General features: G+C 69.2%; 11 protein-coding genes. 3 read left to right on the forward strand and 8 right to left on the reverse strand.

Annotated features, from left to right (window positions below):
• Positions 1-1183 precede the first annotated feature (1183 nt).
• The 3 genes from BC358_RS18000 (at position 1184) to dmeF (ending at position 4751) form a co-directional block, all read left to right on the forward strand.
• Positions 1184-2809, forward strand: coding sequence for a gamma-glutamyltransferase family protein (locus BC358_RS18000; RefSeq protein ID WP_079366896.1), 1626 nt, complete (start codon positions 1184-1186; stop codon positions 2807-2809).
• Between the two features lie 62 nt (positions 2810-2871).
• Complete coding sequence (locus BC358_RS18005; RefSeq protein WP_079367114.1) at positions 2872-3723, forward strand: plasmid replication/partition related protein; 852 nt, start codon at positions 2872-2874, stop codon at positions 3721-3723.
• Positions 3724-3782: 59 nt separating this feature from the next.
• The gene (gene dmeF / locus BC358_RS18010) at positions 3783-4751 is read left to right on the forward strand and encodes a CDF family Co(II)/Ni(II) efflux transporter DmeF (RefSeq protein ID WP_079366897.1); all 969 of its coding nucleotides are present in this window, start codon (positions 3783-3785) and stop codon (positions 4749-4751) included.
• Positions 4752-4763: 12 nt separating this feature from the next.
• Here the strand turns inward: dmeF and BC358_RS18015 are convergent, their stop codons facing one another.
• The 8 genes from BC358_RS18015 to BC358_RS18050 form a co-directional block, all read right to left on the reverse strand.
• The gene (locus tag BC358_RS18015; RefSeq protein ID WP_079366898.1) at positions 4764-5870 is read right to left on the reverse strand and encodes a sulfate/molybdate ABC transporter ATP-binding protein; all 1107 of its coding nucleotides are present in this window, start codon (positions 5868-5870) and stop codon (positions 4764-4766) included.
• 19 nt (positions 5871-5889) lie between these two features.
• The gene (gene cysW / locus BC358_RS18020; RefSeq protein WP_079366899.1) at positions 5890-6810 is read right to left on the reverse strand and encodes a sulfate ABC transporter permease subunit CysW; all 921 of its coding nucleotides are present in this window, start codon (positions 6808-6810) and stop codon (positions 5890-5892) included.
• A complete protein-coding gene (gene cysT / locus BC358_RS18025; protein ID WP_079366900.1) occupies positions 6807-7697 on the reverse strand; it encodes a sulfate ABC transporter permease subunit CysT in 891 nt (296 codons plus the stop codon). Before cysT ends, cysW begins: the two co-directional genes overlap by 4 nt.
• Before the next feature lie 3 nt (positions 7698-7700).
• Positions 7701-8699, reverse strand: a complete 999-nt coding sequence (locus BC358_RS18030) for a sulfate ABC transporter substrate-binding protein (protein WP_143434361.1) — start codon at positions 8697-8699, stop codon at positions 7701-7703.
• A 103-nt stretch (positions 8700-8802) separates the two neighbouring features.
• The gene (locus BC358_RS18035; RefSeq protein ID WP_079366901.1) at positions 8803-9363 is read right to left on the reverse strand and encodes an alpha/beta hydrolase; all 561 of its coding nucleotides are present in this window, start codon (positions 9361-9363) and stop codon (positions 8803-8805) included.
• A gap of 82 nt (positions 9364-9445) precedes the next feature.
• On the reverse strand, positions 9446-10780 hold the full coding sequence (locus tag BC358_RS18040) for a sulfatase (protein WP_079366902.1): 1335 nt from the start codon (positions 10778-10780) through the stop codon (positions 9446-9448).
• Complete coding sequence (locus BC358_RS18045; RefSeq protein WP_079366903.1) at positions 10777-11877, reverse strand: ABC transporter substrate-binding protein; 1101 nt, start codon at positions 11875-11877, stop codon at positions 10777-10779. Before BC358_RS18045 ends, BC358_RS18040 begins: the two co-directional genes overlap by 4 nt.
• A 26-nt stretch (positions 11878-11903) precedes the next feature.
• Positions 11904-12737: an ABC transporter ATP-binding protein gene (locus BC358_RS18050; RefSeq protein ID WP_079366904.1), complete on the reverse strand. Its 834-nt coding sequence runs from the start codon at positions 12735-12737 to the stop codon at positions 11904-11906.
• Positions 12738-12756 lie beyond the last annotated feature (19 nt).

The following is a 12756-nucleotide window of genomic DNA, read 5'->3' on the forward strand; positions in this document are numbered from 1 at the left end:
GCGCTGCCCTTGCCGCTGCAGCTGGCGCTGGCCGGACTGCAGCAGCCGCATTCGCCGCTGCGCACCGCCCTGCTCTCGCTGGGCTCGGCGCTCACGCTGCTGGTGGCCTGCACCCTGGTGGTGGCCACGCTGCTGCGCACGGTGAACGACACCGTGCCCGAGCAGGCGCCGGCCCTGGTGTTCTACGACGTGCAGACCGACCAGATCCCGCTGCTGCGCGAGACGCTCCAGGCCTCGCCCGGCCTGGAAGCGGTGAAGACCGCGCCGCTGGTGCTGGGCCGGCTGGTGGCCGTCAACGGCGAGGCGCTGCGTGAAAGTGGCGATGGCGAACGCGCCCGCGAATCGCACGACGAACACAAGCTGAGCGACCGCAGCGGCAACTTCGACGACGTGGTGATCGACCGTGGCGCGTGGTGGCCAGAAGACCATCAGGGAGAACCGCTGGTGGCGATGGAAGACCGCGAGGCCGACGGGCTGGGCCTGCAGGTGGGCGACCGGCTGCGCTTCGAGATCCTGGGCCAGCCGGTGGAGGCGACGCTCTCCGCCATCTACAGCCAGCGGCGCATGCAGTCGCGCCTGTGGCTCGAAGCCATCTTCAGCGACGGTGTGCTGGACCCCTTCATCACCCGCCACGTGGGCGCGGCCTGGATGCCGACCGACCAGACCCTGGACGCACAGGACCGGCTGGCGGCGGCCGCACCCAACATCGCCACCGCGCGCACCGAGTCCATGTTGCGCGAGACCCGCGCGCTGATGGCCCGCGCCAGCGGCGGGCTGGCGGTGGTGGCCGGTGTGTGCCTGGCCGCGAGCCTGCTGGTGCTGGCCAGCGTGGTGGCCGCCAGCCGCAGCCGCCCAGCTCTACGACGCCACGGTGATGCACGCGCTGGGCGCGCGGCATTCGCTGCTGCGGCGCGTGCTGGTGTGGGAATACGTGCTGCTGGCCGCCGTGACCGCCGGCTTCGCCCTGCTGGCCGGCAGCGCGCTGGCCACCGCGCTGCTGCAGTGGCGGCTGGACATGAGCCCGGCCGGCCTGTACTGGAGCGGGCTGCTCACGGCGGCCGGTGTGAGCGCGATGAGCCTGGGGCTGGGCGCGCGCTACCTGCTGGCGCGGATGCGCCTGAACCCCGCCATGCTGCTGCGCAGCGGAGGTTGAAAACAGCGACCGGCGCTGCAGAATGCCGGCATGAACCTCCAGCACCACAACCCCTACCCCAGCACCCGCCTGCCGCTGTTCGCGCGCAACGTGGTCAGCACCTCGCACCCGCTGGCCGCGCAGGCCGGGCTGCGCATGCTGCTGGCCGGCGGCAACGCGGTGGACGCGGCCATTGCCGCGGCGGCGGCGCTGACCATCACCGAGCCGGTGAGCAACGGCCTGGGCTCGGACGCCTTCTGCATCCTCTGGGACGGGCAGCAGCTGCACGGCCTGAACGCCAGCGGCACCGCGCCCCAGGCCTGGACGCCCGGCTACTTCCACGGCAAGTACGGCGCCGATGCGCTGACGCCGCCCAAGCGCGGGCTGGATTCGGTGACCGTGCCTGGCGCAGTGGCGGGCTGGGTGGCGCTGAGCGAGCGCTTCGGCAAGCTGCCCTTTGCCGACCTGATGCAGCCGGCGATTGAACTGGCCGAGCGCGGTTATGCGGTGCCGGTGGTGGTGCAGCAGAAGTGGGCGGCGGCCACGCCCGAACTGCAGTCGCTGCCGGGGTTTGCACAGGCCTTCCTGCCCTGGGGCCGTGCGCCGCAGGTGGGCGAGCTGTTCCGTTTTCCGGCCGCGGCCAAGGGCCTGCGCGCCATCGCCGAAACCAAGGGTGAGGCCTTCTACCGCGGCCCCATCGCGCAAGCGCTCGCGCGCTTTGCAGCACAACACGGCGGCGCGCTGACCGAGGCCGACCTCGCGGCCTACCGACCCGAATGGGTGACGCCCATCGCACAGGACTACCGCGGCTACACGCTGCACGAGATCCCGCCCAACGGCCAGGGCATCGCGGCGCTGATCGCGCTGGGCATCCTCTCGAACTTCGACGTGGCGGCCCTGAAGGTGGACAGCGTGGCCGCGCAGCACCTGCAGATCGAGGCAATGAAGCTGGCCTTTGCCGACGTCTACCGCTACGTGGCCGAGCCGGGCGCGATGGACCTGAGCCCCGCGCAGATGCTGGACCCGGCCTACCTGAAGCAGCGCGCGGCGCTGATCGACATGACGAAGGCGCAGGACTTCGGCGCCGGCAACCCGGCCAAGGGCGGCACGGTGTACCTGACCGCCGCCGACGAGCGCGGGATGATGGTCAGCTTCATCCAGAGCAACTACATGGGCTTCGGCTCGGGCGCGGTCGAGCCCACGTTCGGCATCAGCCTGCAGAACCGCGGCCACGGCTTCAACCTGAACACCGGCCCGGGCCGCAACACCGCCAACCTGGTGGCGCCGGGCAAGCGCCCCTTCCACACCATCATCCCGGCCTTCCTCACGAAGGATGGCCAGCCGGTGATGAGCTACGGCGTGATGGGCGCCAACATGCAGCCGCAGGGCCACATGCAGACCCTGGTGCGCCTGCTCGACCACGGCCAGAGCCTGCAGGCCGCCTGCGACGCGCCGCGCTGGCGCTTCGACGCGGGGCTGCACATCAACGTGGAATCGGCGATGGACCGGGCCACCGTGCAGGGCCTGCACGACCTGGGCCACCAGACCCGGCTGATCGACGACCCCTACCAGGACTTCGGCGCCGGCCAGTTCATCTGGCGCCTGGGCGACCCGGGCAGTGAAGGCTACGTGGCCGCGAGCGACCCGCGGCGCGACGGTGCGGCCGTGGGGTTCTGAGGTAACAGGCGGCTTCGGCGCTTCTCTACAATCGCGCCCTTTTGCCCGAGGGAGCGCGCACCGTGAACATCGTCGTCCTGGAAGAACTCAAGGCCTACATCGAACCGCTGACGCCCGACGAACACGACGCGCTGGAGCGCAGCCTGCTGGCCGAGGGTTGCCGCGACGCGCTGGTGCTGTGGGGCGACATCCTGGTCGATGGCCACAACCGCTACGGCATCTGCACCAAGCACGGCCTGCCGTTCCAGACGGTGCAGAACCCGCGCTTCCAGTCGATGGAAGACGTGCACCTGTGGATGATCGACCAGCACCTGGGGCGGCGCAGCCTCTCGGACTTCCAGCGCGGTGTGCTGGCGCTGCGCAAGCGCGAAATCGTGGCCGAGCGGCGCTCGCGCGCCAAGGCCGAGGCGGACCAGGCCGCCGGGCCGGTGCCTGAAGCGCCGACCGGCGACGCCCCATGGGAAGGCGAGGCGCCCGCCGCCGCGCTGGCCGCCGTGCTCGAACCCAAACCGCTGCAGAGCCGCGAGGACATCGCGCGCGCCGCGCGCCTGAGCGCTTCGCAGGTCGGCATGATCGAAAAGATCCAGAAGCAGGCCGCGCCCGAGGTGGTGGCCGCCGTGCGGGCCGGTGACATTTCGCTCAACGCCGCCGCCGTGGTCGCCACCCTGCCGGAGGAAGAACAGCGCGCCGCCGCGGCCGCCGGCAAGGACGAGCTGAAGCAGGCCGCCAAGCGCGTGCGCGAGTCGCGCCGCAAGCCGCGCGATGAGAGCGCCGAAGCCTCCAGCGACGCGGCCCCCGAAGCGGCCCCCGCCAGCGACGAGGTGAGCGCCCTGCGCCAGCGCGTCGCGCAACTCGAAGCCGAGAACGCCGAACTGCGCCAGCAGGTGCAGATGCTCAGCGCGCAGCTGGTCTGAGGCGGCCGTCGCGCGGGCCGCGTGCGGGACAATCGCGGCACCGCCCGCACGACCGCGCCATGAACACGCTGCCCACACCCGCCACCCGCCCGCCCCACTGCTCGCACGGCCACGCCTTCGACAGCGGCAACCCGGCCGCCGAGCGCGGCACGCGCCTGGTGATGTGGCTGACGCTGGGCACCATGGTGGTGGAGATCGCTGCGGGCTGGTGGTTCAACTCCATGGCGCTGCTGGCCGACGGCTGGCATATGAGTTCGCACGCGGTGGCCATCGGCCTCTCGGCCCTGGCCTACGCCATGGCGCGGCGCCTGGCCGCCGACCCGCGCTTTGCTTTCGGCACCTGGAAGATCGAGGTGCTGGCGGGGTTTTCGAGCGCGCTGTTCCTGCTGGGCGTGGCAGCACTGATGGTGGTGGGCTCGGTGGAGCGCCTGCTGGACCCGCAGCCGATCCGCTACGCGGAGGCGATGGCGGTGGGCGTGCTGGGGCTGGTGGTGAACCTGGCCAGCGCCTTCATCCTCGGCGGCGCGCACCACGGTCACGACCATGGCCACGCGCATGCCCATGAGCACCACGACCACGATGGCCCTGGCCACCACGAAGACCTGAACCTGCGCGCCGCCTACCTGCACGTGATCGCCGACGCCGCCACCTCGGTGCTGGCCATCCTGGCGCTGGCGGGCGGCTGGTGGCTGGGCTGGAGCTGGCTGGACCCGGTGATGGGCGTGGTCGGCGCGGTGCTGGTGGCCGTCTGGGCCAAGGGCCTGATCGCCGAGACCGGCAAGGTGCTGCTGGACCGGGAGATGGACCACCCGGTGGTCGGCGAGATCCGCGAGGTGGTCGCCGAACACGCGGCCGCCCACGGCCTGCGGCTGACCGACCTGCACGTCTGGCGCGTGGGCCGCGGCGCCTGGGCCTGTGCGTTGACCCTGGTCACCAGCGACCCGGCGCTGACCGCCGACGCCGTGCGGCAGTGGCTGGGGGTGCACGAGGAGATCGTGCACGTCACCGTCGAACTGCAAAGGGCCTGAAGCCCCGCGCCGTCAGGCCGGCTGCAGGAACACGCGCGCCTTGCGCGGCGAGACCACCAGGGTCTCGCCTTCCTGGAAGCCGAGTTCGCGGAACTGCTGCGCCGGAATCTGCGCCTCGATCAGCGGGTCGTGGCCGTCGCGCGGCGCGGCGTCCACCGGCATGAGCTCCAGCCGCGCGATGGGGCCGACCACGATGGCGCGGTCCAGCCGGGCGACGATGCCATGCGGGCGCCCCGCGGCATCGACCTCGCCACCGGCCTGGTAGCGGTGCACGTCCAGGTCGTGCGGGCGCACGTAGGCGAAGGCCTGGGCGTTCTGGGCGCTGGCGTGTTCGGGCGTCTGGATGGCCACGCCGTCCAGGTGCAGCAGGCCTTCGTGCGCGCGGCCGTGGAACAGGTTCACGTCGCCCAGGAAGCCGTAGACAAACGGGCTGGCCGGGTGGTCCCACACGTCCTGCGGCGAACCGACCTGCTCCACCACGCCCTGGTTCATCAGCACCACGCGGTCGGCCACTTCCAGGGCTTCCTCCTGGTCGTGCGTGACGAAGATGGAGGTGACGTGCAGCTCGTCGTGCAGGCGGCGCAGCCACCTTCTCAACTCTTTTCTCACCTTCGCGTCCAGCGCGCCGAAAGGTTCGTCCAGCAGCAGCACATTGGGCTCGACCGCGAGCGCGCGGGCGAGCGCGATGCGCTGGCGCTGGCCGCCGGAGAGCTGGGACGGGTAGCGGTCGGCGATCCAGTCCAGCTGCACCAGCTTGAGCAGGTCGGTCACTTTCTTCCTGATCTGCGCCTCGCTCGGGCGCTCGCCGCGCGGCTTGACGCGCAGGCCGAAGGCCACGTTCTCGAACACCGTCATGTGGCGGAACAGCGCGTAGTGCTGGAACACGAAGCCCACGTTGCGATCACGCACGTGCACGTCGGTGGTGTCTTCGCCGCTGAAGTGGATGCTGCCGGTGTCCGGCGTTTCCAGGCCGGCGATGATGCGCAGCAGCGTGGTCTTGCCGCAGCCCGAGGGGCCCAGCAGGGCCAGCAGTTCGCCGGAGTCGATGTCGAGGTTGACGTTCTTCAGCGCGTGGAAGTTGCCGAAGTGCTTGTTGACGTCGCGGATCTGGATGCTCATGGTTTCGTCCTCGTTCGGGTCAGGCGGCGGAGGCCACGGGGGCCGGCGCGGCGCGTGCGTGCGGGTTCTCCGGCGGCAGTTCGGCAATCGCCTTCATCTCGCGTTCGTGGCGCCACTCCACCACGCTCTTGATCACCAGCGTGACCAGGGCCAGCAGGGCCAGCAGCGAGGCTACGGCAAACGCGGCCACCGACTGGTACTCGTTGTAGAGCACCTCGATGTGCAGCGGCATGGTGTTGGTCTGGCCGCGGATGTGGCCCGAGACCACCGAGACCGCGCCGAACTCGCCCATGGCGCGCGCGTTGCAGAGGATCACGCCGTAGATCAGGCCCCACTTGATGTTGGGCAGGGTCACGCGCCAGAAGGTCTGCCAGCCGGTGGCGCCCAGCACGATGGCGGCCTGCTCTTCGTCGTTGCCCTGCGCCTGCATCAGCGGGATCAGCTCGCGCGCGATGAAGGGGAAGGTGACGAAGATGGTGGCCAGGATGATGCCGGGCACGGCGAACACGATCTTGATGTCGTGCTCCATCAGCCAGGGGCCGAGCCAGCCCTGCGCGCCGAACACCAGCACGTAGATCAGGCCGGCCACCACGGGCGAGACCGAGAACGGCAGGTCGATCAGCGTGGTGAGGAAGGACTTGCCACGGAACTCGTACTTGGCAATCGCCCAGGCGGCCGCGATGCCGAACGCCAGGTTCAGTGGCACGGCCACGGCGGCGGTCAGCAGCGTGAGGCGGATGGCCGCCCAGGCGTCGGGTTCCTTGAGCGCTTCCCAGTAGGCGTCCCAGCCCTTGCGCAGGGCCTCGGTGAACACCGCCGCCAGCGGCAACACAAGGAAGAGGAACATGAAGACCAGCGCGATGCCGGTGAGCGTCCAGCGGATCCAGGGCGCCTCGGTGGTGCCGCGCTGGGCGCTGCGGATGTTGTTCTGGTCACTCATTGCGAATTCCCCGCTGAACGCTTGCGCTGCCAGCCCTGCAGGCCGTTGATGACCAGCAGCAGGATGAAGGAGATCACAAGCATCACCGTGGCCACCGCGGTGGCACCGGCGTAGTCGTACTGCTCCAGCTTGCCGATGATGATCAGCGGCGTGATCTCGGAGACCATGGGCATGTTGCCGGCAATGAAGATGACCGAGCCGTACTCACCCACGGCGCGCGCGAAGGCCATGGCAAAGCCGGTCAGCAGCGCGGGCGCGATGCTGGGGAAGATCACGCGGCTGAAGGTCTGCCAGCGCGTGGCGCCCAGGCAGGTGGCGGCTTCTTCCAGTTCCTTCTCGGCGTCTTCCAGCACCGGCTGCACCGTGCGCACCACGAAGGGCAGGCCGATGAAGATCAGCGCGATCACCACGCCGTTGGGGTTGAAGGCGAGCTGGATGCCATGCGGCTCGAAGTACTGGCCGATCCAGCCGTTGCCGGCCAGCAGCGCAGTCAGCGAAATGCCGGCCACGGCGGTGGGCAGCGCGAACGGCAGGTCCACCAGCGCATCCACGATCTTCTTGCCCGGGAACGGATACCGCACCAGCACCCAGGCCACCAGCAGGCCGAACACCACGTTGACACAGGCCGCGATGAACGAGGCGCCGAAGGTCAGGCGGTAGGACGCCAGCACGCGCGGGGACGTGACCGCCTCCCAGAACTGCGGCCAGGTCAGCGTGAAGGTCTTGAACACCAGGGCCGAGAGCGGGATCAGCACGATCAGGCTCAGGTACAGCACCGTGATGCCCAGCGTGAGGTTGAAGCCCGGCAGCACGCGCGCGCTGCTGCGGCGCGCACCGGCCCCGGCCGCCGGCGCGGTGCCCGGCAGCGAAACAGCATGTCCGGACATGGCTTACTTGCCCGCGGTGTACAGCTTGTCGAACTGGCCGCCGTCGTTGAAGTGCACCTTCTGCGCTTCGCCCAGCGAACCGAAGTACTGCTCGACGGTGAAGAACTTGATCGGCTTGAACGCGGCGGCGTATTTCTTCAGCACCGCCTCGTTGCGCGGGCGGATGTTGTGCTTGGCGGCGATCTCCTGGCCTTCGGGCGAGTACAGGAAGTCGAGGTAGGCCTTGGCGTCGGCGGCGGTGCCCTTCTTGGCGACCGTGCGTTCGACGATGGCCACCGGGTTCTCGGCCACGATGGAGGCGCTGGGGTGGATGGCGTCGACCTTGCCCTTGCCGAACTCGTTGTCCACCGACACGACCTCGGATTCAAACGTCACCAGCACGTCGCCGATGTTGCGCTGCAGGAAGATGCCGGTGGCATCGCGCCCGCCGCGCGCCAGCACCGGCACGTTCTTGTAGAGCTTGCTCACGAACTCGGCGGCCTGCGCGTCGGTGCCGCCCTTGGCGCGCACCTGGCCCCAGGCGGCCAGGTAGGCCATGCGGCCATTGCCACCGGTCTTGGGATTGACCACCACCACCTGCACGCCGGGCTTGATCAGGTCGTCCCAGTCCTTGATGCCCTTGGGGTTGCCCTGGCGCACCAGGAACAGCATGGTCGAGGTGGTGGGCGCTGCGCCGTTGGGGAATTTCTGGCGCCAGTCCTTGGCGACCACGCCCTTCTCGGCCAGGAAATCGACGTCGGTGGTGGTGTTGAAGGTCACCACGTCGGCCTCCAGGCCGTCGGCCACGGCGCGCGCCTGGGCGCTCGAACCGGCGTGCGACTGGTCGACCTTGATGTCCTTGCCGGTGGTCTTTTTGTAGTTCGCCACGAAGGCGGTGTTCAGGTCCTTGTAGAACTCGCGCGCCACGTCGTAGGAGACGTTGAGCAGCGTGGTCTGGGCGGAAGCGGCGGTGGCGGCGGCGAAAGCGATGGCGCCGAGGGCGAGCTTGAAAGTGTTTTTCATGGAAATCGGGCTCCGATAGAGGGAATGCATGGCATTCTGAAACTGTGTCGTTCTAAATCAAACGACTTTGTTTTTGTTTTCTTATATGAATACAGAATAAAGATCAGGCCGCCAGCGGGAGCGGTTGTGACGGCGTGATCTCCGCGCCCAGCGCCTGCAGCAGCGCCAGGCCCAGCGGCCACTCCCCGTGCCCGGACTCCACATTGATGTGTCCCGCGTCGTTCAGGCGGAGGAACTCGCTGCCCCAGGCGCGGGCATAGGCGCCTGCCAGCCGGACCGGGCAGTAGGGGTCGTTGCTGCTGGCCACGACGATGCTGGGGAACGGCAGCCGCTGGTAGGGCACGGGCGCGAAGTCGGCCAGCACGCCGCGCCGCTCGGGGTCGGCCGGCGCCACCAGCAGGGCCGCGCGGATGCGCGCCTTGGCGGCGTCGGGCAGGTGGGTGGTGGCGATGCAGCCCAGGCTGTGCGCGGCGATGACCACCTCGCCCGGCGCCTGCTCGATGGTGCGCGCGATCTGCTGCACCCAGGGCCGTTTGAGCGGGCTGAGCCAGTCGTCCTGCTCGACGCGCAGCACCCGGGACAGCCGGCTGGCCCACAGGCTCTGCCAGTGGCCGGGGCCGGAGTTGCGCCAGCCGGGAACGATGACAACGGTGGGAGAAGACATGCGGCGATTCTGGTCAGCACGCTTCAAAACACAAACGACCGAGTCGTAGTTTGTTTATTAGCTTTTCGTCTAAGGCCGTCGCTCACAGGCCGCGGTTCGCCCGCTCGGGCGCATAGCGGTCGGCCTGGATGTCGGGCGTCACCCCGTGCGTGAACACCTCGTCCGTGATGGGCAGGAACTGCGCGTTCCAGTCCTCCCAGGCCTGGCGCAGGCGGGCGAACACGGCGGGGTGTTTGTCCTTGAGGTTGGCGCGCTCCAGCGTGTCGTCCTCGACGTCGAACAGGAACTCGTGGTCGTTGATGCGCAGGTACTTGAAGCGGCCCTCGCGCGCCGCGCGCTGGCGCTGCGCCTTGTAGCGCCAGAACAGGCGGCGCTCGTGCACCGGCGCCTGGCCCTGCAGCACCGGCAGGATGTTCTCGCCGTCGCTCGGGTAGTCGGGGTGTGGCGCTGTGCCCGCGGCCGACAGCAGCGTGGGCAGCCAGTCCATGGTGATGGTGACCTGCTCGCTGACCTGCGGCTGCAGACGCGCGGGCCAGGACAGCAGGGTCGGCACGCGGATGCCGCCTTCGAGCAGCTCGGTCTTCTGGCCGGTGAAGGGCCAGGTCTTGGAGAAGCGCTCGCCGCCGTTGTCGCTGGTGAAGATCACGATGGTGTTGTCGAACACGCCTTTGGCCTTGAGCGCCTGCACCACCTGCCCCACCGCGGCGTCGAGCGAGCGCACCATCTTCGCGTAGGTGTGCAGGTTGCCTCCGTCGTAGTGGAAGATGTCCGTGAGGTCGCGCGAAACGTGCTCGTCCTCCGGGCCCACCCAGGGCCAGTGCGGCGCGGTGAAGTGCAGCGAGAGGAAGAACGGCTTTTCTTCGGCCTGTTGCGCGATCCAGGACGAGGCCTCGTCGGCCAGCAGCTGCGTGTAGTAGCCCACGCGCTCGACCGGCACCTCGCCCTCGTACAGGTCGCGCGGCACCGCGGCGCCCACGCCCGGCTTGTGGGTGAAGTAGTCGATGGCGCCGCCGTAGTTGCCAAAGAAGCGGTTGTAGCCGCTCTTGAGCGGGCCGTAGTGCGGCAGGTTGCCCAGGTGCCACTTGCCGATCAGCGCCGTCTCGTAGCCCGCATCGCGCAGCAGCGAGGGCAGCGTGGGGTGGTCGGTCGGCAGGCCGTGCAGGTGGGCGGTGCGCACCAGCGGTTCTTCCAGCCCGCCGCGCAGGCGGTACTGGTAGCGCCCGGTGATCAGGCCGAAGCGTGTGGCCGAGCACACCGCCGAGTTGGCGTAGGCCTGGGTGAAGCGCACGCCGCCGGCCGCCAGCGCGTCGAGGTGGGGGGTCTGGTACTGGGTCTGTCCGTAAACGCTCAGGTCCGCCCAGCCGAGGTCGTCGGCCAGGATGAAGACGATGTTGGGTTGCCGGGTACGTTCGCTCATGCCGCCCCCTTGGCCTTGCCGGCGGCATCGGTCTCGCGCCAGGCTTTCTCCAGCTTCAGATCCTTCACCGCCTGCTGCACGAACTGCGGCTGGAACCAGGCCTTCACGTCGAAGCCCTCGCCGCGGATCAGGCCCAGGCGCAGGCCGTCGTTCAGAACGGTCTGGTAGTTGGCGATGAAGCCTTCGTCGAGCAACGGCGAGTAGCGCACCGCCAGGTGGTCCCCCGCCAGTTCCTCCCGGAACGACAGTTCGGGGTTGCCGCTGTTGCTGGCGTACAGCTTGATGAGCGCGTCGCGGTTGGTTTCCTGCGAGGCCCAGGCCGCCGCACGCACCAGCTGCGTGACCACGCGCTGCGCCAGCGCGGCGTTGCCCGACAGGAAGTCCTCCGTGGCGAGCAGGCCGGAGTTGATGGTGAAGGCCGGTCCTTGGCCCCGCGTCAGCGGCAGGATGTTCACGCCCTTCTCGCGCAGGATGAACAGGTCCGGCCCGCCGAAGGTGGCGTCGATCTGCCCCGCCACCACGGCGGCCTTGGAGCTGGGCCAGTCCATGTTGATGAGCTTGACGTCCTTCTCGGTCAGGCCGGCAGCGGCCAGCAGGTTGTCGAACGGGCGCTGGTAGGCCGTGCCCTTGAGCACGCTGACCTTCTTGCCCTTGAGGTCGGCCACCGTCCTGATGGTCGAACCCGGCGCGGTGGCCAGGTAGCTGTCGGTGCCGCGGCCGGTGGCGGCGATGAAACGCGTGGGCAGGCCGCGGGCCTTGTGGATCACCGAGGCCAGGTCACCGAGCGAGACGATGTCCAGCTGTTTGGCCGCCAGCGCTTCGGCCACGGCCGGGCCGGCGCCGCGGAAGAAGTGCCACTGCACCTCGATGCCGTCTTTGGCGAACGCTTCTTCGAGCCACCGGTTGGCCTGCACGATGGCCAGCGTGCCACCGCCCGGCGAGGGCTTGCCGGCGGTACCCAGGTCAGGCGAACCGATGCGCACCACCCTGGTGGGACTGGATTGCGCACGCGCCAGCCAGGGCACGGCCAGGCCCGCAGCAGCGAGACCGGCCACAAAGTGGCGGCGTTGAAGGGATGGGGAGTGGGTCTTGTTCATGGGGGTTCTCGATCAACAGGAAAGGGTCAAACGGCGAACTGCCAGGCGCCCATTTCGGATGCAGGACGCTCGGTCTTCAAAGGGGGTTCGGCCAGCTCGGCCGCGCTGTGTTCGCCGAACTCGCGCAGCACGCTGTCCTTGACGGTGCTGAAGGCGTAGGACGCGCGGTCGCGCGGGTGCGCCAGCGGCACGGGCACGGTGCGGCGGATGCGGCCGGGGCGCGGCTCCATCACCACCACCTTGTCGCCCAGGTACACCGCCTCCTCCACGTCGTGCGTCACCAGGATCATGGTGATGCCCTCGGTCTGCCAGATGCGGTGCAGCTCCTGCTGCAGGTGGGCGCGGGTCATGGCGTCGAGCGCACCAAAGGGTTCGTCCAGCAGCAGGATGTCGGGCCGGTTCACCAGCGCGCGGGCGATCGCCACGCGCTGCGACATGCCGCCCGAGAGCTGGTGCGGGTAGGCCTTCTCGAACCCGGTGAGTCCCACCAGCTCGATGTGTTCGCGGATGGTGGCGCGCTGCTGGCCTTCGGTCAGGTCCGAATTCAGCAGGCCCAGCGCGATGTTCTTCTCCACCGTCAGCCAGGGGAACAGGCGGTGCTCCTGGAACACGATGCCGCGGTTGAGGTTCGTGCCCTTGATGCGCGTGCCGTCCAGCAGGATCTCGCCCTGGTAGCCCTCTTCCAGGCCGATGACCAGGCGCAGCAGCGTGGACTTGCCGCAGCCGCTGGTGCCCACGATGCTGACGAACTCGCCCGGGGCGATGGTGAGGTGGATGTCCTGCAGCACGGGCAGGGGCTGGCCCTTGACCTCGTACTGCTTGTTCAGACCCCGGATGTCCAGGGTGCCGGCGTGTGCCATGGTGTGTTTCTCCAGAAAA

The sequence above is a fragment of the Hydrogenophaga sp. H7 genome, from assembly GCF_002025745.1.
GTDB classification, from domain to species: domain Bacteria; phylum Pseudomonadota; class Gammaproteobacteria; order Burkholderiales; family Burkholderiaceae_C; genus Hydrogenophaga; species Hydrogenophaga pseudoflava.

Excerpts from the sequence above, each read along its gene's own strand:
- BC358_RS18000 (WP_079366896.1), top strand. The coding sequence starts at position 1,184 with ATGAACCTCCAGCACCACAACCCCTACCCCAGCACCCGCCTGCCGCTG.
- BC358_RS18030 (WP_143434361.1), bottom strand. The coding sequence starts at position 8,699 with ATGAAAAACACTTTCAAGCTCGCCCTCGGCGCCATCGCTTTCGCCGCC.
- BC358_RS18045 (WP_079366903.1), bottom strand. The coding sequence starts at position 11,877 with ATGAACAAGACCCACTCCCCATCCCTTCAACGCCGCCACTTTGTGGCC.
- dmeF (WP_079366897.1), top strand. The coding sequence starts at position 3,783 with ATGAACACGCTGCCCACACCCGCCACCCGCCCGCCCCACTGCTCGCAC.
- cysT (WP_079366900.1), bottom strand. The coding sequence starts at position 7,697 with ATGTCCGGACATGCTGTTTCGCTGCCGGGCACCGCGCCGGCGGCCGGG.
- BC358_RS18015 (WP_079366898.1), bottom strand. The coding sequence starts at position 5,870 with ATGAGCATCCAGATCCGCGACGTCAACAAGCACTTCGGCAACTTCCAC.
- BC358_RS18050 (WP_079366904.1), bottom strand. The coding sequence starts at position 12,737 with ATGGCACACGCCGGCACCCTGGACATCCGGGGTCTGAACAAGCAGTAC.
- cysW (WP_079366899.1), bottom strand. The coding sequence starts at position 6,810 with ATGAGTGACCAGAACAACATCCGCAGCGCCCAGCGCGGCACCACCGAG.
- BC358_RS18035 (WP_079366901.1), bottom strand. The coding sequence starts at position 9,363 with ATGTCTTCTCCCACCGTTGTCATCGTTCCCGGCTGGCGCAACTCCGGC.
- BC358_RS18040 (WP_079366902.1), bottom strand. The coding sequence starts at position 10,780 with ATGAGCGAACGTACCCGGCAACCCAACATCGTCTTCATCCTGGCCGAC.